Below are 22,012 nucleotides of genomic sequence, written 5' to 3' on the forward strand. Positions count from 1 at the left end.
GCGTCCTTCCATTGCAGGCCGTTCTTGATGACGTAGACGATCCCGCTGACCACGCGGCGGTCGTCCACCCGCGGCACTCCGTGCGCCAAGGGAAAATGAGGGGAAATCCGCGCCATCTGCGCTTCGCTCAGCAAAAACAAATCACCCATCAAAGCCTCCATATCGGAGACCTTGAATCACGCCTCACTCGAAATTAATAGGTCCTGAGCCTAGAACTCTCCTGGACGCTATTCGGCTCCGCGACGCCCGGACGAGGTCGGGTACAGGCGATCTGCGACTTCGTGCATCACCATATCTGCTTTGGTTACGAGCACGCGCGGGCGACGCGAACGGCATGCGAGGCCTATGAAGAGCGTCTCGGCGTCTGTCGCGATTATGCGCATCTGGCCATCGCTTTTTGCCGCGCGCTGAACATTCCGGCGCGCTACTGCACCGGCTATCTCGGCGACGCGGGGACGCCGCCTCCCTATCCGCCCGGGGATTTCGCTGCTTGGTTCGAGGCCTACATCGGCGGCGCTTGGCAAACATTCGATCCAAGGAACAACACGCCCAGGATCGGGCGCGTTCTGCTGGCGCGCGGGCGCGACGCAGCGGATGTGGCGATGGTCACGACCTTCGGTCCCAACAAGCTGGAAAATTTTCGTGTCTGGACAGATGAGGTCACCGAAGACGCCGAGTGATCCACGGCTGTCGTGAGCTGGCAATTGCTCCTTCGATGATCATCTGCGGGGCGCGAGCTTACAGGTCTCAGGCGCAGCAGAGTCCACCGGCCCGTTCGGCGATCGATCGGAGCAATCCTCGACGGCGCCCGCGGCTCGGGAGGACGTGTTCGTGAAACGCGATGAAGCTTTGCTCGCGAACAATTCGATGGGCCTGCTGCATCTGGGCGTGCAAATCGATGGCGGCCGCAAATTGCTTGCTCGAGGAACTCGAAGCGGACCAGGCCTTCACGCCGCAACGTGAACGATATGCCCCCTTCGCGCTCGCGCGAGCGGGCTTGCATGGACCTCCAAACGCGTCGGCTTCAGGCCCGCCAAAATCGCATGGGCTCGTGTCGACTCCGCGCCACGTCCATGCACAAAGACCAAAAATCCATCGGCCCTCAATGTTTGCTCGCAATCGAGAACGCTGTCCTCCGGAATGCCGAGACCGCAGAGCGCCGCGACCAAGGCGCTCGCGCCGCGGGATGACATCGCGCCGGCGACTTGCCGGTGGATGAGGGCGGCAATGGCGCCGAGCGCCACTACCGGTCCGGTAGATGGCGAAGTCGAAAAGACGCCTCCAGCGGATAGCTCACATAGGCCACCCCAAAATGCGCCATAGTTTTCCCACATTCGGATCTGTCCGCCGACGTTGTGAAAGCCCACGCCATCTCTATCAGAGCAATATCCGCGTCCGACGACGCTCAATCGCCCGGTATCGAAGCCTGCCTGCGAGAGCGTCTTGACCGCGGTCGCGGCCTGAAAGTGGTACGCGAAACTCGCGATCGATATTTCGTCGAAGCGTTTCATGAGAGCCTCCTTTCGAGAGGGCGAATGGGGCGACGAGCGCGACGCTGTGGCATCGACGCTGTGAACGCGCCGAGCAGCGGGGAAATGCGCGCAAGCCTAACGATCGCGCCGAGCGTTGCCCGCGGCCCGGAGCACGACCACGAGTTTTCCAAAGACGGCGCTCGAGCGAAGTTCATCGAGCCGAGCGGCGCGGACGTTCTGAGCGTCGATGGACGCGATTTATCGCCAACTCGTCGCGCGCACGAAAGGATTGGGCCTTCGTTGCGAGATCCGGTCTCGATATCGAGCGGTCGACATCTGTAATATAGGCACCTGACTGGCGACGATCAGCCTCGGTAAATACTCTAGCCGCTGCGCAGGGTCGCCATGGCGATATTGCGCTTTATTGGGAGAACTTCGACAAGCCCGAATGCAACGAGGAGGCGACCTGCAAAATCGACAGATATGCTCGCCTGGGCGTGCTCATCGTCAATCCGACCGACAATTTTCTCGAGCCGCTGCTGATCAGCAGCGCCGCCGACATTCCTCTCGTCATCGCCTTCCTCGGCGCGATGGGCGGCCTGCTCACCTTCGGCTTGGTCGGATTGGTTCTCGGCCCGCTCATTCTCGCCGTGCTGTTCGCCATATGGCGGAAATGGCTGGAAGGAAACGCGCCCGAAGTGGAGCGCTGCCCTCGCAACGCGCCGCATTGATCGATGTCGAGGCGATCATTTCGCGTCGACGTCCGCGTCCCGATACGGTGCGTGAAAAAAGCCACGGCTCCGCCGACCTGCCGCTCTCGGCCAGCGCACCCATCTCGAGGCGGCGTCACATGTCGCCGGAAAAGCGCCCACTGCGCCACTCGTTAAACTCCGTATGCGCCCTAGTTAATGACGAACCAACGGGACATAAACCAACAGGGGATCATGTCATGGACAAGGAAAGCATCAAGGGCGCGGGACAGAAGATAAAGGGCAAAATCGAAGAAGTCGCGGGGAAGGTTCTCGGCGACAAGGAGCTCGAGCTGCATGGCAAAGCCGATCAACTCGGAGGTGCGGTTCGAAGCGCGGTCGGAGAGGCGAAGGATACGATAAAGGACGCGATCAAGGACGCCAAGAAAGTCTAAAGCGCGATCTGACTAAGGGAACGAAACCGTCGTCGACCACGGAGGCGTACGGCCCCCGCGCCTCTGCGGGTTTCCCTTCGCGATTTTCACTGTCGGCGCCTGACAATCGGAGCGAAATCGGTTCATCTCGGATTGCGATTTCGCTCCGTCGGCCTAATTCAAGGTATGATCCGGTTCGTGAAATCTCCAAAAATTGCTTTAAGGAGTAGGCCCATGAACATCAGCATCGAGCACCTCCAGCCGATCGTCTCGCTGCTCGCCGGCGTTCTCATTCTGATCATCCCTCGGCTCCTCAACTACATCGTCGCGATTTTTTTGATCGTATCGGGAATTCTGGGGCTCGGGTGGATCAAGTGACGACGAGCGATAGCACTCCGAAATGTCTTCTCCGAGCGGCGACGCACGCCGCTGAAAAGCGATAGCGTGCAATTAGGTTTTGGCCATTGAATGCATTTCCTCGGGTTGTCGCGACGTCGGCGCGCCCGAGAGGGCGGAATCGCATCGGTTGGCTGAGAGCCGCAGTGCTCGGGGCCAATGATGGGATTGTCTCGACCGCGAGCCTGATCGTCGGCGTAGCCGCGGCGACCGCGACGCGAAACGATGTTTTGATCGCGGGCGTCGCTGGACTGGTGGCCGGAGCCATGTCGATGGCGGCGGGCGAATATGTGTCCGTCAGCTCGCAATCCGACACCGAGCGAGCGGATATCACGCGTGAACGTAAAGAGCTCAGCGACAACATCGCGTTCGAACTCGATGAGCTCGCCGACGTCTATGTCACACGCGGTGTCGATCGAGAGCTCGCGCGTCGAGTCGCCGAGCAAATGATGGCGAAAGACGCTCTGACTGCCCACGCGCGCGATGAACTCGGAATTTCAGAGATCACCACCGCCCGTCCTGTGCAAACGGCGTTGACATCCGCAGATACGTTTTCGCTGGGCGCCGCCATGCCCTTGCTCATGGTCGTCGTGGCGCCTGTCGGCACGCTCGTCCCCGTCGTTTCCGTCGCGTCCTTGGCCTTCCTCGCGCTTTTAGGCGCCATCGGAGCAAGAGCAGGCGGCGCCGATGTTCTGCGCGCGACAGCCCGAGTGACATTCTGGGGCGCGTTGGCGATGGCCCTCACCGCCGGCATCGGAAAAGTTTTCGGCACGGTCGTTTGAAGATTGGATTCGGAAGAGACTCACTTTGTGAGAGCGGAAGCGAGCGACGCAGGGGTTCCGCTCGTGGCTACGATCAAAACATTCGTTGCAGAGCGGGGACGGGAACGGGAACGGGAACGGGAAGAGTCTGAGCAGGTTGGCGCGAACAAGAAGCGCGGCGATGGGAAATCCGACGCGAAGAAGAGTTAGACGATCGGCGGTGGGCTCGGTTCCGAGAGAAGACCGACAACTGGGGAGAGTATGCCCGGCTTGTTGCATTGATCGCCGGACTCACAGCCCCTCGAGTCCGAAAGAGACGTCGAGATCGGAGCCTGTCCTTTCAGCGAATGGCTCGTACGGGCGCAGACAAAAGCCGACGCGCTCGATCCCTTTTCACGACGGCCTCGCCGGCCTCTTCGACTCGATCAATCGGTGACGCCATTTTCGGCAAATCCTCGCCGCTGGCGCTTACCGACAACCGCATATCGGCCAACCCGGAAGCTCGGCAGGCTTGCCGCTTGCCGACTCCTTGCTACGATTTTTTCTATTTCTAATAACTATCTGTACTTATAAAAAAGGCCTGTAATTCGCGACTGAAAAGCGCAAATCTCGACCGATCGGTCATTTCCGCGGTTTCCTCGAATTTTGCATCGACGACGTTCTCTCTGCTCAATTCGTTGACGGCGATCCTGGAGGTTGCGAGAGCCAACATAACAATCCCAATCTGGACGATGGCTTGAAGCGCCGCTTGCGTGGAGGAAGCTGATTCGCGCCAAAGTCCGGTCGCCCATCGATGAGAGACGGGCAGGCGCAACTTCAGCGGAAGGACATGTGGACTCCACTCCCGGCAACGGCCGAGTGACGTATCCGGGAATGTCGGCTTTCGGCGAAAGCGGTCGCTCGCCCTTCGAGTGGGACGCGCCCGCAACGGGTGAAGCTCGCCCTTCGCCCTCGAGAAGGGGGAGCTCGCGCCAGAAAGGTCACTCGTCGGACGCGACCGGCGGCGAAGGATTGCCGCGTCTTCGAGTTCCGAGCGGCGGCGCGGCGCATAGAAAATTTGGCCAGAGGGATCGAGGCGACCAACCACCGCCCGTGCGAGCCATTAGCTCGGCTCGGGGCCCCGGCATTCCAAAGCGGAGCGGGCGGCGACGCCGAGCGGCCCGCTCCGACGCGCCCGAGCCGAGGCGCTCGTCAGTTCAAAGGCTCCTCGCCGGCGATGGTCGTTCGCGTCATCAGCCGGCCGCTCTCCGCGTCATAGGGCGTGACGCGATGCATGGTTCCGGCGTTGTCCCAGATGAGCAGATCGCCTAGGCTCCATTCGTGCCGATAGACGAAGCGCGGCAATGTCGCCCATTTCGTGAGCTCGGCGAGAAGCGCGCCGCTGACATCGGGCGTCAGACCTTCGATATGCGACGCCGTGCATCCGAGCGCGAGCGACTTGCGTCCTGATTTGTGAGTCCAGACCAGTGGATGCGTCTTTGGCGCATGACGTCGCCATCGGCGCAGCTCGTCTTCCGTGGGCGTGGGGTTCACGAGACGCTGGGCCGCTTCGACGCTATGAACGACGCGGAGTCCTTCTATGGACGTCTTGACCGAGACCGGCAGCTCGTCCCAAGCTGCGTAGCAATTGCTGAATTCGGTCTGACCGCCGGTCGGCGACAAACGCTTCGCATTCAATATCGCCGCGCACGCCGGAACATCGTCGCTCGCCCCATCGAAATGCCAAAAGAACGATCCTCTCAAATATTCGGCCGCGAATGCGTTGACGTGTCTGTCGAGCGTGATCGGCATAAGTCCGTCTCCGCGCAAGGGGACGATCTCGCCGAGCGTCCGGGAGAGCGCGAGGTGCTGCGCATCATCGAGGTGCAGCCGAGGAAAGACGATCACGCCGCGTCGTTCCAGAATGTCGCGAATCTCCGCCGCATATTCCCCGCGCGTCAGCGCCGCGACATCCATCTCGATCGAGGATCCGATGCGCGGCGTCAAATCGAACATCTCGAAGCCACGCCGAATGGTGATGGCGTTCATGCTCGCCTCCTCATGTATGTATCGAGCCCCCGCGCCCGTGACATGGAAAGAAACTCGGCTCGCCGAAGACGATGTGAGCGCTCGGGCCGCGCTGTCTCGTCGCGACCCGCAGCGGAAACGGCGTCAGGACTTCGCCGAGCGGGAAAGCTGCTCCAACAGGTCTTCAGCGCCTTTCTCTATCCCCGTCCGCGCGGCGGATAGCGCGCCGACGCTCGCCGGAATATTCAGCGGGCTGGGATATTGCTTGGCGACGAAAGCCGTGAGCAGTCGATTGTCGGAGGCGTCGCGTATCTCGACCGCGTAGATCGCCGAGCCGGTCATCAGACCTTCGCCGCCGCGCACCGTCTGCACGCCATTATAGAGGCCGCCCGCGAGATCGAAGCGGGACAATGTGCTGAGGACGGGCGTGCTCGTTACAGCGCCGGTCAAAGTCAATTTCAGCCGCAGCGTATTCGCGCCCGGCCTGTCCGTGATGGTGAAACGGCTTTTGAGCTTTTCGGCGAATTCGCTCTGCATGTGCTCGACGAGCGAGGCCTTGTCCGCTTCGGCCATATCGCCGAACTGATGATCGGCGCCGCGATAGATCGCGACGGGATCGATGATGATCTTATTATACGCTCGCCAGTCGGTCACGGCGGCATAACGAAAGGGGATGCGCTTGGCGTCGCCTTGCCGATTGGGAGCCAAATGCGCCGAGGATGGAAGCCCGGCATAAGCGATCGGCTCCACGCTCGAACAGGCGCTCGCTCCGAGGCAGAGCAGCGCGACAGTCGGTCGAAGCGCTTTATCCAGTGTCGCCATGCTATTCTCCGTTGCGCCCGGCGCCGCGCATTTGCGGCCCGGCGTCGACTTTCGTGGTCGGATTTCGAAGTTTGTGAGAGCGCGCCCGCGTCGGAACCTCGGACCGATCGGAGACGCACTCCGGTTTTGCGCCATGCGACGCCGCAGGAACGAACAGCAGCCGCGTCCGCCGAGCTATCGGCGGCAGGGCGCACGATCATCTGGCCATATCGAGTCGAAGCTCACGATTGCATTCGGCGCGGCGACAGCGGTCGCCGCGTCATCGGCTTCGCCACTTCATCCTCGCCCTCGCATCGTCACGGTTGCGAGAACAGATCGAAGTGATAGTTCACGCCGACTCGGATCGTGTGGAATCGCGCGTGCCGATCCGAGGCGTTGTTCCTGATGTCGCGAAAAATATCCGTATAGAGATATTCGAGCTTCGCGGACCATTTGGGCGCGAAAGCCCATTCGACGCCGCCGCCCGCGGTCCAGCCGACGCGCAGCTTTCCGTCGCCGGCGATCTTCGGCTCGCCGAAGGCCATGCCGCCCGCGCCGTAGATCAACAGGCGCGGCTCCGTGAGCGCGACGCCGACGCGTCCGCGCGCCGTTCCGAACCATGGCAGCGACGCGTCGCGATGATAGGGGCCGTCGTCTCGCGCCTTCAGGCTCGAGGCCTGAAAATCATTTTCCGCGCCGATGACGAAGTGAGGCGTCAATTGATAATTGAAGCCGATCTGACCTCCGCCGACGACGCCGCTCGGCGATTTGTCGCTATACGCATCGGCGCCGAAGCCCGCGCCCACTGCGCCGCCTGCGTTCAGGCCGCCGTATAGGCCAGTCCAGGTGAAGGCCGACGGCGGTTCGAAAGCGATAGCCGGCTTCATATACGGCAGATCGGCTGCGCGCGCTGCGCTCGCGCTCGCCGCGATGACGCAGAGCGCCCCCGCCAAATACGTCGAATATTTCTCGATCATGTTTTCGTTCCCCTGCGCTCGGGCGTCGTCCGAGCCGCCGAGAAGGAAAATACGCGAGACCGACCGAATGTCAACAAGGTTGACACAACAATGTTGACACATGCGCCTTCGGGACCCATTTGACGGTCGTCACGAGACGAATAATCTGCGCGGAAACGGGAGGCGGTTCGATATGGCGACGCTGGCGGAGCTTCAGGAAAAGCGCGGCGGAGAGATCACGCGGCGGCGCATACTCGAAGCGGCGCGCGCGCGTTTCTCCACCGCCTCCTATGAAGACGTGAAGCTGCGCGACATCGCCGCCGAGGTCGGAGTGGATGTGGCGCTGGTCCATCGCGCCTTCGGCTCCAAGGAGCAGCTGTTTTCGGCGGTTCTCTCGACCTCCAAGGAGGTCGAGTCGCGGTCTGCTCTCGACGCGAGTCGGCTCAGCGCCGACTTCGCGGACGGATTCTTCAGCGCGGCAGGCCAGAACGAGACGCTTCAGATCGTCGTGCGCTCGCTGACCAATCCGCAAGCGCGGGAGGTGTTGCGCGCTCGCAGCCTCACAGAGTTCATCGGACCCGTCGCCGGCGCGCTCGAGGGGCCGTCGGCGCACGAACGCGCGACCTTGTTCAACGCCTGCCTCGTCGGAATGGCGATCTTTCGCGAAGTCTTGGGGGCGGAGGCGCTGCAAGACGACAATAGCGCCAAGACGCGGCCCTTGATCGAGAGGATTCTGGCCGCCTGCCTCGCCGAGGGCGGCGCCGCCGAGCCGAAAGAGGATGTTTCGACAAAGGCGCCTCGTCGAACGAGGAGGACAATAGAGAAGCCGGCGACTACGAAGGTGGGTAGACGACGCGCGCCGACGAAAACGCGCAATGCCTGACCTCACCCTGGGCCCGAGCCGTCACGAATCGGACTTGCCGAACGACATTGCCACAAATCGAGACTTCGCTTTGAACCGGTCCGTGGCGGCAATGGCGCTCTAATCGGCTATTGCCGTCGTCGCAGAACTCGAGAAGCTTCGGAAAGCGGCGCCAGGGCGGCTCGCGGACCCGATCGGAACGCTCGACGCGCGGCCGTCGGCGATGCGCGACTTCAGCAGCTCGACGACTTAGGACCGAGCGGCGCCGGCGACCGGAAGCAGCGCCGATCGGCGCGAAACCGAAACGCGAGCGCCTCGGCGCTCGCGGCCGAGCGGCTCCGGGTCGATGGATCCAGCGCGGAAGCCTCGCTCGATCAGACCTTCCACGGCGGGGCCACCAGGACGTCGGCCATCCGATTCATGAACCAGAGGCCGGGACGGAACCACCGGCATTGCCGTTTTTTCGCCTCGGCTTCCTGCCGATTTTCTTGACCACATTCTCGCGCAGAAGGATCGGGCAAGCCTGCAATTGAGCGGTGACATTCGGAAGCTTCTTCAGCGCTCTCAGCTTCCTGCGCAGGGCGACGTCGTCGCGATAACGTTCCTCGACCTCACTCGTGCCTTTGTGGCCCATGATGTCCTGCCGCCAGTCGGGGATCACCCCCGCCTCGACGAGCTGCTGATTCCCGAAATGGCGGATGGAATGGAAGACTTTGCCCTCTTCGACCGCCGCGGGCGCCGTATGGGTCAGCAGAGGGAGCCATTCGCGGTGAAACTGGTTGCCGAGCACCGCCTTTCCGCTGGCGGGCAGCAATTCTGGAAACAGCAGATCATATCCCAGAGCCGCGATTGCTTCGATATAGGCGCGAAGACCAAGACGCAGCAGCTCGGGATGGATCGGAATTTTCCGCTTGGACTGTGGGTTCTTGAGGCGGCGGTATTTGTTGCGGACGATATTGAAATACGGAACGGGGACGTCGAAATGAACGTCGACGATCATCAGGCCGCATATCTCCTCGCGCCGCATCAGCGAGTAGATGGCGATCAGCGGCGCCCAGTAGAGCGAGTCGTGGATCACCATCTGACCGGGTTCTAGACGTTCGGCCTCGCTGAGGCATCCATGCCAGGGCGCGCCCTTCAATATGGCCCGAATATCGTCGAGCGTCATGGGCGGTCTCTGGTCGCGATCGCGTTCCCCTTCCTTTGCCCGCAAGCCGGTCAGGTCGATCGTTTCCGCCGTGCGGAGACCGTAGGACGCCGCAGATTTGAGAATATTGCCGAGCTGGGTCATATGGCGATTGATCGTCGGCGCGATCAGCCCACGCTTTTCCTCAGGCAGCGCTTGGCCTCGGGCGAGAAGCTCGGCGACCGACCTTTGCGCGTCCTTGGATGATTTTCCGTAGGATTTTGGCAAGCCGAGCAGCACGTCGCGATATTTCGCAACGTCGCATTGCCGCAGGCGCGCGAACTCGTCGTGCTGGACGATGCGAGTCAGCAGGCGCGCGACGGAGATGTGCTGGCCGGCCGTTTTTTCGTCCCAATTTCCCAATTGTAGCCGAGTCGCCGCGAGCTGCGCGGTGTGGTCGGTGATCGTTGTCGGTATGTCCGGGTCTTGCGCGGCGCTTACGACGACGGGGGTGGGCGAGACTTTTGTCGCGAGATCGGCGGCTGGCTCCAAATCCGCTGAGGCTGTTGGAACGGCAGGCGGAGGCGGAGCGGTCGTCGATCGCTTCGGTTCCGTGGTCGATGGAGCGGGCGCGGCGCGATTTTTGCGCGCGGCGCGCATCAGCTCGACATCGTCGGACGTCGTGTCGCTCCAGCGTTCATCGGTGTCGAGGCAGGCCGCTGCTTTGCCGCGATAGAAAGCATGGGCCGTCTCGGCGAGCACGGATGCGGAGGGCTCGACGTCCGGCGCATGCTCGGCGAGCAGCTTGCGAAGCTTCCACTCCGGCGCCGGAACAAGACCTTGCCGCCGCAACACCTCGAGCGTCGCCTGAACCTGAAACGCTTCAGCGGCCGGGAGGCCGCAGCGCGCCAGAAAGGCCGCCGAGTCGGCGTCGAGCCGCGCCGACGTCCCTCGCTCCGCGAGCAGCTTATAGACGGCGCCGACAACGCGGTCGGCGCGGGCGCCGCTCATTGGCTCCGGCTCGGAGCGGGCGCGATCCGCCGTCGCCGCCCGGGCGAGCAGGTCCGACTGCTCGAGCGCCGCGGCGATCAAAATCTCCCGCGCCGCCTCCGGGCTGAGACGGGCGAGGCGGATTTCCTCGAAAAGCTGCTCGCTCATATGGGTCAACGCTGCTCCACGCCGACGCGCTACATCCAGGTCTTTCGTGCCCAGGCTGACGACGACGACGCCTCCGACGTCGCCGCCGGGGACGCCTATGATTCGCCGTCGCCAGTAGTATACGGCGCCGCGACGAAAGACGTGAGAGACGGCCGGCATGTGGCACACCCTTGTGTTACAGTGATGTGCAACAGACCGCAAAACCGCCCCAGCTAAGGGAGCTTTTGCTTAATTTTCAGATGGTTGTTTGGCTATGGCTGGGGCGGGAGGATTCGAACCTCCGTATGGCGGAATCAAAATCCGCTGCCTTACCACTTGGCGACGCCCCAATGCGCCGACCGGCCGAGTCGCCGGGCGGCGGCTATCCCATAATGCCCCGGCGTCGCCTCCGCAACCGTCTCGCGCGCTTCAGTCCCAGGCGCGCAGCGGGGTGAAGCGGGCGAATTTCTTCGATTGGTGGCGATCCATGCGGGCCAGCACGTCGCGCAGGAATGTCACCGCCTCGGCGAGAAACGGCCCCTTGTTCAGCATCACGCATTCGGCGCGCTGCGCCATGGCGGCGTCCGTGGTTTCCGCCCGGCTCGGCGCGCCGTCCTTGATGAACTGGTCGAGCACCTGCGTCGCCCAGATCACCGGCACATGGGCGGCCTCGCAGAGCCATAGAATCTCCTCTTGCATTTCGGAGAGGCGGGCGAAGCCGAGTTCGACCGCGAGATCGCCGCGGGCGATCATCACCGCCGTCGGATGATGCTGCGCCGAGCGCAGAATGAGCCGCGGCAGATTGCGCACGGCGAGCGGCGTCTCGATCTTGAGCACGATCGTCTGCTTGGGCAGGGCGCCGCGGCGCGCGGCGAGATGGTCCTGCAGGAGATCGACGTCGGCCGTCTCCTGCACGAAGGAGAAGCCGACGAGATCGGCCTCGGCGGCGACGAAGTCGAGATCGCGAAAATCTTTCGGCGTCAGCGGCGGCAGGCGCAGATCGGTCGTGGGGAAATTGAGGCCCTTCTCGACCTTCAGCCGCTCGCCCTTGCCGCGCGCGCTGAACACTTCCAGCTCCACGGCGCCGGCGCTCGCGCCGACGACGCGTGCGCCGATCTTCCCGTCGTTGATCCACACTTCCGCGCCCGGCGCGAGCTGGCCGATCGTCTCGGGAAAGGACGGCTGGATGGCGACAGGCCCGGCGGCGCGCGGATCGAGCGTCGCGACCATGGCGAAGCGGTCGCCGCGATAGAGGCGCAGCTTCTCGGGCGCGCGCAATTGCTCGATCCGGCACTTCGGTCCGGCGAGGTCCATCAGCACGCGGCAATTGCGGCCGAGCGCGCGCTCGCTGGCGCGTATGTTGGCGATCATCGCTTTCCAGGCGGCGGCGTCGTCATGCGCGCAATTTATGCGCGCGCAGCCCATGCCGGCCTCCATCAGGCGGCGGATCAGCTCGGGCTCGCTCGCCGCCTCGCTCGGCAGCGTGACCATCACGACGGCGTGCGGCGTCGCAGGGACGGCGCCGAAAATCAAGTCGCGCGCGGCGCTCAGAGCGTCCTCGCCGGCGCGCATGGCGGCTAGGGTAGGGTAGGGGGCGTCGGTCTCGCCGCAGAGCCTCCGCAGCGTCGCCAGAAGCGCATCCAGCGCCTCTATCACCTTGGCCTCGCTGCGGCCGAGCGAGGAGAGGCCGAAAGCCGAGAGGCGCGCTTGCAGATCGCTGAGATCGCGGCGGCGCAGGGCGAGATAATGGGCGAGATTTTCCGCGGCCGGCGCGAATTCTGTCGAAAACGGCCCGCCCCAGCTCGCGATGAGCGCATGGCCGTCGGCGTCGACCTCCTCGCGCAAGCGCGACAGGGCGGTCAGCAATTCTCGGAGATCGGCGCGAGCCTCGCTCGCCGGCCTGAATTCGGCGTCCTTCATTCGGGTGACGTCCACTCGCCGCGGGGGCTGAAGCTTTCTCCCTACATTGTGACGCTTTCGCAACGCTTCTGTGCGGCGCGCCGTCACACGGCCAGCGCGCCGGCGGCCGCCGCCGCGCCGCGCAGGGCGGCGATGTTCTCGCGATAGGCCGCAGCGCCGCTCCCGGCGAAGACGGCGGAGCCGGCGACGAGAACATCGGCGCCGGCTTCGACGATCGCCGTCGCCGTCTGCCGCGTCACGCCGCCGTCGACCTCGAGGAAGATCTCGCGCCGGCCGATCATCTCGCGGATGCGGCGAATCTTGTCGATCTGCGAGGGGATGAAGCCTTGCCCGCCGAAGCCCGGATCGACGCTCATCACCAGAATGAGATCGACGTCGTCGAGCACATAATCGAGCGCGCGCTCGCTGGTGCCGGGATTGAGCGAGACGCCGGCCTTTTTGCCGAGCGAGCGAATGAGCCGCAGCGAGCGGTGCAGATGCGCGCCGGCCTCGGCGTGCAGGGTGATGATGTCGGCGCCGGCCTCGGCGAAGGCGGCGACATAAGGGTCGACCGGCTCGATCATCAGATGCGCGTCGAAAATGCACGCGGCGTGCGGGCGCAGCGCTTTCACCACGCCGGGGCCGAAGGTGATGTTGGGCACGAAATGCCCGTCCATCACATCGAGATGAATCCAATCCGCGCCGGCGGCGACGACATCGCGCACCTCCTCGCCGAGCCGCGCGAAATCGGCGGAGAGAATGGAAGGGGCGATGATGATGTCATTCGTCATGTGAGGGGCTCCGTCGCAGCCGGCGGTCGAGTTGGTGGCGGGTCGCCAAGGGCAAATGCGCTCCGGGGGCTGCGTCGGCTTGCGTCACGCAGGCTTCGCAATGGCCATGCACGAGTGAGATGGCGGCGCGCGCTCTGAACCGCTCGTCCGCCGCACATCACATAGAGGGGGGATCCCATGAAAAAAGCCATTGCTCTCGCCGCGCTGCTGGCGCTGTCGGTTACGAACGCTCTTGCCGCCGATTGCGTCGTTCACATCAAGCGCACGGCCTGCGCCGGTCAGGAGGCGGAATCGTACAAGAAGTGCGACGGCAAGCAGGAGTGCGATACGCAGGAAACGGTTGCGAGCGAAGCCGAATGCTCCAAGGCGGCGTTGAAGCACTGCGACAACTCCCGCACCGACATCACCAAATACAAGGTCGTGACGGCGACTTTCAAGGGCGCTGTGCTGACGGGTGGTTTCGCCGCCGGCGGAAAGGCCGATGCGAAAGGCGCGAATTTCTGCGCCGCCGATCGTCCCGATCTCAACCAGTGCAAATAAGCGCGAAGCGAGCATTGGCGCGCCCGATATTTCAGGGCGCGCCGTTTTAGACCTCACTCCGCGGCCTTGGCCCCGGCGAATTGCGGATCGAGCGCGCCGCTGGCGTAGCGCTTGGCCATGTCGGCGAGCGGGATCGGCTTGATCTTGCTCGCCTGGCCCGCGGCGCCGAATTCCTCATAGCGCTGCTTGCAGACCTTGCGCATCGCCTCCTGCGCCGGCTTCAGATATTTGCGCGGGTCGAACTCGCCCTTGTTCTTCAGCAGAGTCGCGCGAATGGAGGCGGTGACGGCGATGCGGCAGTCGGTGTCGATGTTGATCTTGCGCACGCCGAATTTGATGCCGCGCTGAATCTCCTCGACCGGCACGCCCCAGGTCTGCGGCATCTCGCCGCCGGCCTCGTTGAAGGCGTCTTGCAAATCCTGCGGCACAGAGGAGGAGCCGTGCATCACGAGATGCGTGTTCGGCAGGCGATTGTGAATCTCCTCGATCACATGCATCGCGAGAATGGCGCCGTCGGGCTTGCGCGAGAATTTGTAAGCGCCATGCGAGGTGCCCATGGCGATGGCGAGAGCGTCGACCTTGGTGCGGGCGACGAAATCCACCGCCTGGCTGGGGTCGGTCAGCAGCTGGTCGTGGCTGAGCTTGCCCTCGGCGCCATGGCCGTCCTCTTTCTCGCCCTCGCCAGTCTCCAGCGAGCCGAGCACGCCGAGCTCGCCCTCCACCGAGGCGCCGACCCAATGGGCGAGATCGACGACGCGGCGCGTCACCGCGACATTGTAGTCATAGCTCGCCGGCGTCTTGCCGTCGGCCTCCAGCGAGCCGTCCATCATCACCGAGGTGAAGCCGAAGCGAATGGCGCTGGCGCAGGTGGCTTCGCTATTGCCATGGTCCTGGTGCATGACCAGCGGAATGTCGGGATACATGATCGCCAGCGCCTCGATCATCTTGGCCAGCATCACGTCATTGGCGTAGGAGCGGGCGCCGCGGCTCGCCTGGATGATAACCGGAGCGTCGACGGAGGCGGCGGCCTCCATCACCGCGAGGCCTTGCTCCATATTGTTGATATTGAAGGCCGGCACGCCATAGTCGTGCTCGGCGGCGTGGTCGAGCAATTGTCTCAGGGTGATGAGCGCCATTTGCGGTGTCCTCCCAGTGCCGGAATTCGATTAAAGTCTAAGACGGCGCCGCCAGAGCAATATGGGGGGCGCAGGCCGATTCCGCTGATAGCGATATAGCGGAGCGCGGGCGATGTCATCACCTCCCGCAGCCGCGCGCCGAGAATTGCGGCGTCCTCTCGCGAGGGTTTCTCTTGGTCTATTCGTTCGAGCTCGAAATCGACTATTCATTTCTGCCGGCGCGACGCCCGCGAAGCCGCGGGCGCCGTTCCGATTACGCCGATCGTCAGAGCAGCGCTTGCGCGGTTCCGGCGACGCCTTCGGCCGTTATGCCGAAACGGGCGTAGAGCGCATCCGCCGGCGCGCTCGCGCCGAAGCCGGTCATGCCGACGAAAGCGCCGCGCTCGCCGATCCAGCGATCCCAGCCGAGGCGCGCGGCGGCCTCCACCGCGACGCGCGGCGCCGAGCCGAGCACGCTGGCGCGATAGGTCGGCGATTGCGTCTCGAACAGCTCCCAGCAGGGCATGGAGACGACGGCCGCGCGCACGCCTCGCGTCCACAGAAGGTCGGCCGCGGCCAGAGCGATCTGCACCTCCGAGCCGGTGGCGATGAGCGTCACATGGCGCCCGCCGCTCGGCTCGCGCAGCACATAAGCGCCGCGGGCCGTGAGATTCTCGCCGATCGGCCGCTCCAGCGTCGCCAAATTCTGGCGCGACAGGCTCAGCACGGAGGGCGTCGTCCGCGCATTGAGGGCGATTTCCCAGCTCTCCGCCGTCTCGATCGCGTCCGCCGGGCGGAACACGTAGAGATTGGGCAGGGCGCGCAGAGAGGCGAGATGCTCGATCGGCTGATGCGTCGGCCCGTCCTCGCCGAGGCCGATGGAATCATGCGTCAGCACATAGACGACGCGCTGGCCCATCAGCGCGGAGAGGCGGATCGCGCCGCGCGCATAATCGGAGAAGACGAGAAAGGTTCCGCCATAAGGCACGAAGCCGCCGTGCAGCGCTATGCCGTTCATCGCCGCCGCCATGCCGTGCTCGCGCACGCCATAGTGAATATAGCGGCCGGCGAAATTCTCCGCCGAGACGGAGCCGAGCCCTTTGGTGATGGTGAAGTTCGAATGGGTGAGATCGGCGGAGCCGCCGATCGTCGCGTCGGTCGCGGCGTTGATGACGCCGAGCACGGTCTCGGAGGACTTGCGCGTCGCCACCTTGGGCCGCTCGGTGGCGAAGCTCTCGCGCAACGCGCGCAGCGGCGCGGCCACGGCGCCGGAGACGTCGCCCTTCAGAAAATTCTCGAATTCGTCGCGCTTGGACGAGGCGGCGAGGCGCTGCTCCCAGGCGAGCCTTTCGCTCTCGCCGCGACGGCCGGCGGCGCGCCAGGCCTCCAGCGTCTCCGCCGGAATCTCGAAAGGCTCATAGGGCCAGCCGAGCTCGGCGCGGGCGAGCTCGATCTCCGAGGCGCCGAGCGGCGCGCCGTGAACTGTCTCCTTGCCCTGCTTGCCCGGCGAGCCATAGCCGATGACGCTGCGGCAGGCGATCAGCGACGGGCGCGAGTCCTGCTGCGCGGCGGCGAGCGCGGCGGCGATCTCCGTCGGCGCATGGCCGTCCACGCGCTGCACGTGCCAGCCGGAGGCGGCGAAACGCGCCAGCTGATCGGTGGAGGTGGAGAGCGTCGTCGGCCCGTCGATGGAAATGCCATTGTCGTCCCACAGCACGATCAGCCGGCCGAGCTTCAAATGGCCGGCGAGGTCGATCGCCTCATGGCTGACGCCTTCCATCAGGCAGCCGTCGCCGGCGATGACATAGGTGCGATGGTCGACGATCTCGTCGCCGAAACGCGCCGCCTGCAGCCGCTCGGCGATGGCGAGGCCGACGGCGGTGGCGAGTCCCTGGCCGAGCGGTCCGGTCGTCGTCTCGACGCCGACGGTGTGGCCGAACTCGGGATGGCCGGGGGTCTTGGAGTCGAGCTGGCGGAAATTCTTCAGATCGTCGATCGTAATGCCCGGATAGCCCAGCAGATAGACGAGCGCATAGAGCAGCATGGAGCCATGCCCCGCCGACAGCACGAAGCGGTCGCGGTCCGCCCAGTCCGGCGCCGAGGCGTCGAATTTCACGAACTGACGAAACAGCACCGCGGCGACGTCGGCCATGCCCATGGGCATGCCGGGATGGCCGGATTTGGCCTTCTCCACCGCGTCCATCGCCAGCGCGCGAATGGCGTTGGCGGCGCGGCGCTCGTCCTCGGCCGCGGCGACTTCGGCGACAGTCTCCAAAACATTCGACATCGGGTTCGTTTCCTCAGGCTTCGCCACGTTTGCGTTTCATCAGCTCCAATATCCGCGGCGTGAGTATGAGCTGCATGGCGAGATCGAGCTTATTGCCCGGAATGACGATGGAATTGGCGCGGGACATCCAGCTGCCGGCGATCATCGTCACGAGATAGGGGAAATCGACGCCGCGCGGATCGCGAAAGCGGATGACGACGATCGATTCGTCCGGGCTCGGAATGGAGCGCGCGACGAAGGGATTGGAGGTGTCCACCGTCGCGGCGCGCTGGAAGTTGATGTCCGTCTCCGAGAATTGCGGGCAGATGTAATACACATAATCGTGCATCCGGCGCAGGATCGTCTCGGTGACGGCCTCGGTGGTGTAGCCGCGCGTGTTGCGGTCGCGATGGAGCTTCTGCGTCCATTCGAGATTGATGACCGGCACGACGCCGATCTTCAGATCGGCGTAGCGCGCGACATTGACGTCCTCCGTCACCACGGCGCCGTGCAGACCTTCGTAGAACAGAAGGTCGGTATTGGCGGGCAGCTCGCGCCAGGGCGTGAATGTGCCGGGCGGCGAGGCGAGCACGGCGCCCTCGTTCGCGTCATGGACATAATGGCGATATTGGCCGGTTCCGGTCTCGCCATATTCCTTGAACAGATTCTCGAGCTCGCCGAGCAGATTGGCCTCTGGGCCGAAATGGCTGAAATGGGCGTTGCCCTGCGCCTGAGCCTCGCTCATGGCGGCTTTCATCTGGTCGCGGTCGAAGCGATGGAAGGAATCGCCTTCCACATAGGCGACCTCCACCTTCTCGCGGCGGAAAATCTGCTCGAAAGTCTGCTTGACTGAGCTGGTGCCGGCGCCGGACGAGCCGGTGATCGAGATGATCGGATGCTTGATCGACATGACGACGCTCACCGCGGGCCGGAACGGGACGCGCGAGCCGGAGGGCCGCGCTGCAATTCTCCTACAAGAAAAGCCGGGCGTTTGCTCGGCCCGCGCAAAAAAAATCTCGAACGCCGCCGCGCGCCGCCCGCCTGGGCGGAACATGTTCTTAATTATCGTTGTTTTTCAAAATGTTGTTGTCTCGTCTCGGCGCTCCGGCCTAGCCTTGGCCTCGGCGGCGGTCCGGCGCCTTCCCGGCGCGATCGGTTGACGTCGCGGCCGGCTCGATTAGAGAGGGCCGTCCGGCGCTCGCGCCAAAGTTCTGAAGCAGGTGATTTCATGTCCGCCACCTATGACCTCCTCGGAATCGGCAACGCCATCGTCGACACTCTGGCGCGCACGGAAGACGATCGGCTGGTGGCCGCCGGCCTCCACAAGGGCGCGATGCAGCTCGTCGACGAGGCGCGCGCCGCCGAAATCTACGCCGCAATGGGGCCGACGACGGTGATGTCCGGCGGCTCGGCGGCCAATACTCTGGTGGGCGCGGCGAGCTTTGGCCTCAGCGCGGCCTTTATCGGCAAGGTGAAGGACGACGACGCCGGGCGCGAGTTCGCCCATGACATTCGCAAGGCCGGCGTCGCCTTCGACACGCCCGTCGCCGCCGACGGCGCCGCCACCGCGCGCTGCCTCATTCTGGTGACGCCGGACGGCCAGCGCACCATGAACACTTTCCTCGGCGCCTGCCAGGCTCTGGGGCCGGCGGATGTCGACGAGGCGCTCGTGCGCTCCGCCAAGATTCTCTATCTCGAAGGCTATCTCTGGGATCCGCCGGCCGCCAAGGAGGCCTTTCTGAAGGCCGCCAAGGCCGCCCGCGCCGCCGGCAATCGCGTCGCGCTCTCGCTCTCGGACGCGTTCTGCGTCGATCGCTATCGCGGCGAATTCCTCGGGCTGGTGCGCGAGGGCCTCGTCGATATTCTCTTCGCCAATGAGAGCGAATTGCATTCGCTCTATGAGACGGCGGATTTCGCGACCGCGGCCAAGGCGCTCGGCGCCGAGGCCAATCTGCTCGGCGTGGTCACGCGCTCGGAGAAGGGCGTCGTCGTCGTCGAGGGAAGCAAATGCGTCGCCGTCCCCGCCTATCCGGTGGAGGAGGTGGTGGATACGACCGGCGCCGGCGATCTCTTCGCGGCGGGCTTCCTGGCCGGCCTCGCGCGCGGCGCTCTCTATGAGGGCGCGGCCTCGCTGGGCGCGCTGGCGGCGGCGGAGGTGATCTCCCATGTCGGCGCCCGGCCGCAGAAGGACCTGCTCCAGCTCGCCCGCGACCACGGCCTGCTCGCCTGAGACGTCGGCGCTTCCGCCTCTCGCTCGCCGGGGAGGCCGGGCGCCGCTTCTCATTCGCCCTGCGCCCGCCCTTCTCGAAGCGGGATGGTTTTCGCCCCCAGCCATAGCCATAGGCGCAAAGGCGCGTTATATCGCCCCGAACGCCACCGGACGCGAGAGATTATGACCTCTGAGCACGAGACCTCGACCCATTTCGGTTTCTCCGAAGTCGGATTGGACGAAAAGCAAGGCCTCGTGGACGATGTTTTCCACAAGGTGGCGCGCCGCTACGACATTATGAACGATCTGATGTCCGGCGGAATGCACAGGCTGTGGAAGGATGTCTTCGCCGCCAAGGTGCGGCCCTCCCGCCGCGGCCCCTTCCGCCATTTGGACGTCGCCGGCGGCACCGGCGACATCGCCTTCCGCATCGCCAAGGCGGCGGGGCCGGAGGCGGAGATCGTCGTGCTCGACATCAACGGCGACATGCTGGACGTCGGCCGCGACCGCGCCCAGGAGCGCGGCCTCTCCGACAAGCTGGAATTCGTCCAGGCCAACGCCGAATCCCTGCCTTTCCCGGACGCGCATTTCGACGCCTACACGATCGCCTTCGGCATTCGCAACGTGCCGCGGATCGAGGTCGCGCTGGCCGAGGCGCATCGCGTGCTGAAGCCGGGCGGGCGCTTCTTGTGCCTAGAATTCTCGCAGGTCGCGATTCCGGGCCTCGACAAGATCTACGAGGCCTATTCCTTCAATGTGATCCCGGCGATCGGCAAGCTCGTCGCCGGCGACGGCGAGCCCTATCGCTATCTCGTCGAGTCCATTCAGCGCTTCCCCCGCGCGGACGAGTTCGAGCGGATGATCCGCCGCGCCGGCTTCCGCCGCACGGGCTTCGAACGGCTGACCGGCGGCGTGGTGGCGATCCATTCCGGCTGGAAGCTCTGATCTTTCCATAAACGAAAACACGAACGGCGGCTCTTCGTGCTCATCGGCTTCGGGCATTTCTTCCGACTGGCGCGCGCCGGCTTCATTCTGGCGCGCGAAGGCGTGTTCAAGAGCGTCGATCCGGCGATTCTGCCCGTCCCGGCGCAATTTCTGCTGCGTTTCGGCAATCTCCTCGCCAAGCCCGGCAGCAGCGCCGGCGGCGCGCCGCAGGCGCTGGTGCGCGCCTTCGCGCAGATCGGCCCCTCCTATGTGAAGCTCGGCCAGTTTCTGGCGACGCGCCCGGATGTCGTCGGCGGCGAGATCGCCGACGCGCTGACCGCGCTGCAGGACCGCATGGAGCCCTTCGGCCGCAAGGCCGCGGTCGAGATCATCGAAAAAGCCTTCGGCAAGCCGATCGACGAGATTTTCCTCTCCTTCGGCGAGCCGGTGGCTGCGGCCTCCATCGCCCAGGTGCATCCGGCCCGCGTCGCCTATGCGGAGGGCGAGCGCAAGGTGGCGGTGAAGGTGCTGCGGCCGGATGTGGAACGCCAGTTCCGCCGCGATCTCGCCGATATGTATATTCTCGCCCACGCGGCCGAGCGTTTCTCGGCCGAGGCGCGGCGGCTGCGGGTGATCCAGGTCGTCGACACGCTGGCCCGCTCCGTGAAGCTCGAGACGGACTTTCGCCTCGAGGCGGCGGCTGCCTCGGAGTTTCGCGACAATGTGGCGGACGACCCCGACATTCGCGCCCCCGGCGTCGATTGGGACCGCACGACGCGGGAAGTGCTGACGCTGGAATGGATCGACGGCGCGCCGCTGTCGGACATCGCCCGCGTCGCCGCCATGAGCCATGATCTGAAGGATCTGGGCCGCAAGGTGCTGCAGTCCTTCCTGCGCACGGCGATGCGGGACGGCTTTTTCCACGCCGACATGCATCAGGGCAATCTCTTCGTCGATCGCAAGGGACGGCTCGTCGCCATCGATTTCGGCATTATGGGCCGGCTCGGCTTCAAGGAGCGGCGCTTTCTGGCCGAAATCCTGTTCGGCTTCATCACGCGCGATTACAAGCGCGTCGCCGAGGTGCATTTCGAGGCGGGCTATGTGCCGCCCATTCATTCGGTCGAGGAGTTCTCGCAGGCCCTGCGCGCCATCGGCGAGCCGCTGCATACGGCGAATGCGCAAGACATTTCCATGGCGCGGCTGCTCACTCTGCTCTTCGAGGTGACGGCGCTGTTCGACATGCGCACGCGCACCGAGCTGGTGCTGCTGCAAAAGACCATGGTGGTGGCCGAGGGCGTCGCCCGCTCGCTCGATCCCTCGCTGAATATTTGGCGGACGTCCGATCCGGTCGTGCGCAGCTGGATCGAGGATAATCTCGGCCCCAAGGCCAAGCTCGAGGACGCCGGCCGCGCCGCGATCGAGGTCGCCAAATTCACGACGCGACTGCCCAAGTTGCTCAATGACGCCGAGGCGGCCGTCGAAATGCTGGCCTCCGCAGGCACGAAGGGCTTGCGCCTCTCGGAAGATTCGCTCGAAGGTCTGGCGCGGGCGCGGCGGCGGGCGGATCGCTGGTTCATGCTGGCCGTCGTGCTGGCGGCGCTGCTGGCCATTCACTGGATGAGATGAG

General features: G+C 64.5%; 21 protein-coding genes, 1 tRNA gene and 1 pseudogene. 11 read left to right on the top strand and 12 right to left on the bottom strand.

Annotation, left to right across the window (positions count from 1 at the left end; genetic code table 11):
- The coding region (locus ACT53T_RS11920; protein ID WP_476161506.1) for a transposase at positions 1 to 149 on the bottom strand (149 nt) is incomplete at its 3' end.
- A gap of 63 nt (positions 150 to 212) precedes the next feature.
- Here ACT53T_RS11920 and ACT53T_RS11925 point away from each other — a divergent pair.
- Positions 213 to 680, top strand: a pseudogene (locus ACT53T_RS11925) (transglutaminase-like domain-containing protein); the annotation flags it as partial.
- A gap of 267 nt (positions 681 to 947) precedes the next feature.
- On the opposite strand, the gene ACT53T_RS11930 reads toward ACT53T_RS11925, so the two are convergent.
- The gene (locus tag ACT53T_RS11930) at positions 948 to 1,511 is read right to left on the bottom strand and encodes a hypothetical protein (protein ID WP_476161357.1); all 564 of its coding nucleotides are present in this window, start codon (positions 1,509 to 1,511) and stop codon (positions 948 to 950) included.
- 458 nt (positions 1,512 to 1,969) lie between these two features.
- Here ACT53T_RS11930 and ACT53T_RS11935 point away from each other — a divergent pair, with 458 nt between their 5' ends.
- From ACT53T_RS11935 to ACT53T_RS11950, 4 genes are all read left to right on the top strand, one after another.
- Positions 1,970 to 2,203 carry an AI-2E family transporter gene (locus ACT53T_RS11935; protein ID WP_185966546.1) on the top strand — a complete coding sequence of 78 codons (234 nt, stop codon included), beginning with the start codon at positions 1,970 to 1,972 and terminating at the stop codon, positions 2,201 to 2,203.
- Positions 2,200 to 2,616: a CsbD family protein gene (locus ACT53T_RS11940; protein WP_476161358.1), complete on the top strand. Its 417-nt coding sequence runs from the start codon at positions 2,200 to 2,202 to the stop codon at positions 2,614 to 2,616. The genes ACT53T_RS11935 and ACT53T_RS11940 overlap by 4 nt, the downstream gene beginning before the upstream one ends.
- Positions 2,617 to 2,829: 213 nt before the next feature.
- The gene (locus tag ACT53T_RS11945) at positions 2,830 to 2,973 is read left to right on the top strand and encodes a DUF3096 domain-containing protein (RefSeq protein ID WP_083967044.1); all 144 of its coding nucleotides are present in this window, start codon (positions 2,830 to 2,832) and stop codon (positions 2,971 to 2,973) included.
- A gap of 164 nt (positions 2,974 to 3,137) precedes the next feature.
- Positions 3,138 to 3,773, top strand: coding sequence for a VIT1/CCC1 transporter family protein (locus ACT53T_RS11950; RefSeq protein WP_476161359.1), 636 nt, complete (start codon positions 3,138 to 3,140; stop codon positions 3,771 to 3,773).
- Between the two features lie 1,170 nt (positions 3,774 to 4,943).
- On the opposite strand, the gene ACT53T_RS11955 is transcribed toward ACT53T_RS11950, so the two are convergent.
- The 3 genes from ACT53T_RS11955 to ACT53T_RS11965 form a co-directional block, all read right to left on the bottom strand.
- Positions 4,944 to 5,780: a TauD/TfdA dioxygenase family protein gene (locus tag ACT53T_RS11955; RefSeq protein WP_476161360.1), complete on the bottom strand. Its 837-nt coding sequence runs from the start codon at positions 5,778 to 5,780 to the stop codon at positions 4,944 to 4,946.
- 123 nt (positions 5,781 to 5,903) lie between these two features.
- Positions 5,904 to 6,581 carry a DUF3313 domain-containing protein gene (locus tag ACT53T_RS11960; protein WP_018264844.1) on the bottom strand — a complete coding sequence of 226 codons (678 nt, stop codon included), beginning with the start codon at positions 6,579 to 6,581 and terminating at the stop codon, positions 5,904 to 5,906.
- Between the two features lie 296 nt (positions 6,582 to 6,877).
- Positions 6,878 to 7,537 (bottom strand): outer membrane protein, encoded by a 660-nt coding sequence (locus ACT53T_RS11965; RefSeq protein WP_476161361.1) that lies wholly within the window; start codon positions 7,535 to 7,537, stop codon positions 6,878 to 6,880.
- Positions 7,538 to 7,709: 172 nt separating this feature from the next.
- On the opposite strand from ACT53T_RS11965, the gene ACT53T_RS11970 reads away from it, so the two are divergent.
- The gene (locus ACT53T_RS11970; protein ID WP_476161362.1) at positions 7,710 to 8,399 is read left to right on the top strand and encodes a TetR/AcrR family transcriptional regulator; all 690 of its coding nucleotides are present in this window, start codon (positions 7,710 to 7,712) and stop codon (positions 8,397 to 8,399) included.
- Positions 8,400 to 8,796: 397 nt separating this feature from the next.
- On the opposite strand, the gene ACT53T_RS11975 is transcribed toward ACT53T_RS11970, so the two are convergent.
- The 4 genes from ACT53T_RS11975 to rpe form a co-directional block, all read right to left on the bottom strand.
- Positions 8,797 to 10,821 (bottom strand): tyrosine-type recombinase/integrase, encoded by a 2,025-nt coding sequence (locus ACT53T_RS11975; protein ID WP_476161363.1) that lies wholly within the window; start codon positions 10,819 to 10,821, stop codon positions 8,797 to 8,799.
- A 95-nt stretch (positions 10,822 to 10,916) separates the two neighbouring features.
- Positions 10,917 to 10,991, bottom strand: a tRNA-Gln gene (locus ACT53T_RS11980).
- A 79-nt stretch (positions 10,992 to 11,070) separates the two neighbouring features.
- Entirely contained in the window at positions 11,071 to 12,561 is a 1,491-nt protein-coding gene (locus ACT53T_RS11985) for a pyruvate kinase (protein ID WP_476161364.1), read from the bottom strand.
- Positions 12,562 to 12,644: 83 nt separating this feature from the next.
- Positions 12,645 to 13,331, bottom strand: a complete 687-nt coding sequence (gene rpe / locus ACT53T_RS11990; protein WP_476161365.1) for a ribulose-phosphate 3-epimerase — start codon at positions 13,329 to 13,331, stop codon at positions 12,645 to 12,647.
- A gap of 177 nt (positions 13,332 to 13,508) precedes the next feature.
- Here rpe and ACT53T_RS11995 point away from each other — a divergent pair, with 177 nt between their 5' ends.
- Positions 13,509 to 13,871 (top strand): hypothetical protein, encoded by a 363-nt coding sequence (locus ACT53T_RS11995; protein ID WP_476161366.1) that lies wholly within the window; start codon positions 13,509 to 13,511, stop codon positions 13,869 to 13,871.
- 53 nt (positions 13,872 to 13,924) lie between these two features.
- Here the strand turns inward: ACT53T_RS11995 and fba are convergent, their stop codons facing one another.
- From fba to ACT53T_RS12010, 3 genes are all read right to left on the bottom strand, one after another.
- Positions 13,925 to 15,007 carry a class II fructose-bisphosphate aldolase gene (fba, locus tag ACT53T_RS12000; RefSeq protein ID WP_400767176.1) on the bottom strand — a complete coding sequence of 361 codons (1,083 nt, stop codon included), beginning with the start codon at positions 15,005 to 15,007 and terminating at the stop codon, positions 13,925 to 13,927.
- Between the two features lie 265 nt (positions 15,008 to 15,272).
- Positions 15,273 to 17,273 carry a transketolase gene (gene tkt, locus ACT53T_RS12005; protein WP_476161367.1) on the bottom strand — a complete coding sequence of 667 codons (2,001 nt, stop codon included), beginning with the start codon at positions 17,271 to 17,273 and terminating at the stop codon, positions 15,273 to 15,275.
- Between the two features lie 13 nt (positions 17,274 to 17,286).
- Positions 17,287 to 18,162, bottom strand: coding sequence for a phosphoribulokinase (locus ACT53T_RS12010; protein WP_400767179.1), 876 nt, complete (start codon positions 18,160 to 18,162; stop codon positions 17,287 to 17,289).
- On the opposite strand from ACT53T_RS12010, the gene ACT53T_RS12015 reads away from it, so the two are divergent.
- From ACT53T_RS12015 to ubiB, 4 genes are all read left to right on the top strand, one after another.
- Entirely contained in the window at positions 18,152 to 18,412 is a 261-nt protein-coding gene (locus tag ACT53T_RS12015) for a hypothetical protein (RefSeq protein ID WP_476161368.1), read from the top strand. The genes ACT53T_RS12010 and ACT53T_RS12015 overlap by 11 nt on opposite strands.
- Before the next feature lie 68 nt (positions 18,413 to 18,480).
- Positions 18,481 to 19,482: an adenosine kinase gene (locus ACT53T_RS12020; protein WP_476161369.1), complete on the top strand. Its 1,002-nt coding sequence runs from the start codon at positions 18,481 to 18,483 to the stop codon at positions 19,480 to 19,482.
- Positions 19,483 to 19,644: 162 nt separating this feature from the next.
- Entirely contained in the window at positions 19,645 to 20,406 is a 762-nt protein-coding gene (gene ubiE / locus ACT53T_RS12025; protein WP_142862480.1) for a bifunctional demethylmenaquinone methyltransferase/2-methoxy-6-polyprenyl-1,4-benzoquinol methylase UbiE, read from the top strand.
- Between the two features lie 36 nt (positions 20,407 to 20,442).
- On the top strand, positions 20,443 to 22,011 hold the full coding sequence (gene ubiB, locus ACT53T_RS12030) for a 2-polyprenylphenol 6-hydroxylase (RefSeq protein ID WP_400767183.1): 1,569 nt from the start codon (positions 20,443 to 20,445) through the stop codon (positions 22,009 to 22,011).
- Position 22,012: the final 1 nt, after the last annotated feature.

It is taken from the genome of Methylosinus sp. DMC45, assembly GCF_056313885.1.

Coding starts and splice junctions, on each gene's coding strand:
- ACT53T_RS11985 (WP_476161364.1), bottom strand. CDS start 12,561: ATGAAGGACGCCGAATTCAGGCCGGCGAGCGAGGCTCGCGCCGATCTC.
- ubiE (WP_142862480.1), top strand. CDS start 19,645: ATGACCTCTGAGCACGAGACCTCGACCCATTTCGGTTTCTCCGAAGTC.
- ACT53T_RS11970 (WP_476161362.1), top strand. CDS start 7,710: ATGGCGACGCTGGCGGAGCTTCAGGAAAAGCGCGGCGGAGAGATCACG.
- rpe (WP_476161365.1), bottom strand. CDS start 13,331: ATGACGAATGACATCATCATCGCCCCTTCCATTCTCTCCGCCGATTTC.
- ACT53T_RS11995 (WP_476161366.1), top strand. CDS start 13,509: ATGAAAAAAGCCATTGCTCTCGCCGCGCTGCTGGCGCTGTCGGTTACG.
- ACT53T_RS12020 (WP_476161369.1), top strand. CDS start 18,481: ATGTCCGCCACCTATGACCTCCTCGGAATCGGCAACGCCATCGTCGAC.
- ACT53T_RS11975 (WP_476161363.1), bottom strand. CDS start 10,821: ATGCCGGCCGTCTCTCACGTCTTTCGTCGCGGCGCCGTATACTACTGG.
- ACT53T_RS11960 (WP_018264844.1), bottom strand. CDS start 6,581: ATGGCGACACTGGATAAAGCGCTTCGACCGACTGTCGCGCTGCTCTGC.
- ACT53T_RS11930 (WP_476161357.1), bottom strand. CDS start 1,511: ATGAAACGCTTCGACGAAATATCGATCGCGAGTTTCGCGTACCACTTT.
- ACT53T_RS11945 (WP_083967044.1), top strand. CDS start 2,830: ATGAACATCAGCATCGAGCACCTCCAGCCGATCGTCTCGCTGCTCGCC.
- ACT53T_RS11955 (WP_476161360.1), bottom strand. CDS start 5,780: ATGAACGCCATCACCATTCGGCGTGGCTTCGAGATGTTCGATTTGACG.
- ACT53T_RS12010 (WP_400767179.1), bottom strand. CDS start 18,162: ATGTCGATCAAGCATCCGATCATCTCGATCACCGGCTCGTCCGGCGCC.
- tkt (WP_476161367.1), bottom strand. CDS start 17,273: ATGTCGAATGTTTTGGAGACTGTCGCCGAAGTCGCCGCGGCCGAGGAC.
- fba (WP_400767176.1), bottom strand. CDS start 15,007: ATGGCGCTCATCACCCTGAGACAATTGCTCGACCACGCCGCCGAGCAC.
- ACT53T_RS11965 (WP_476161361.1), bottom strand. CDS start 7,537: ATGATCGAGAAATATTCGACGTATTTGGCGGGGGCGCTCTGCGTCATC.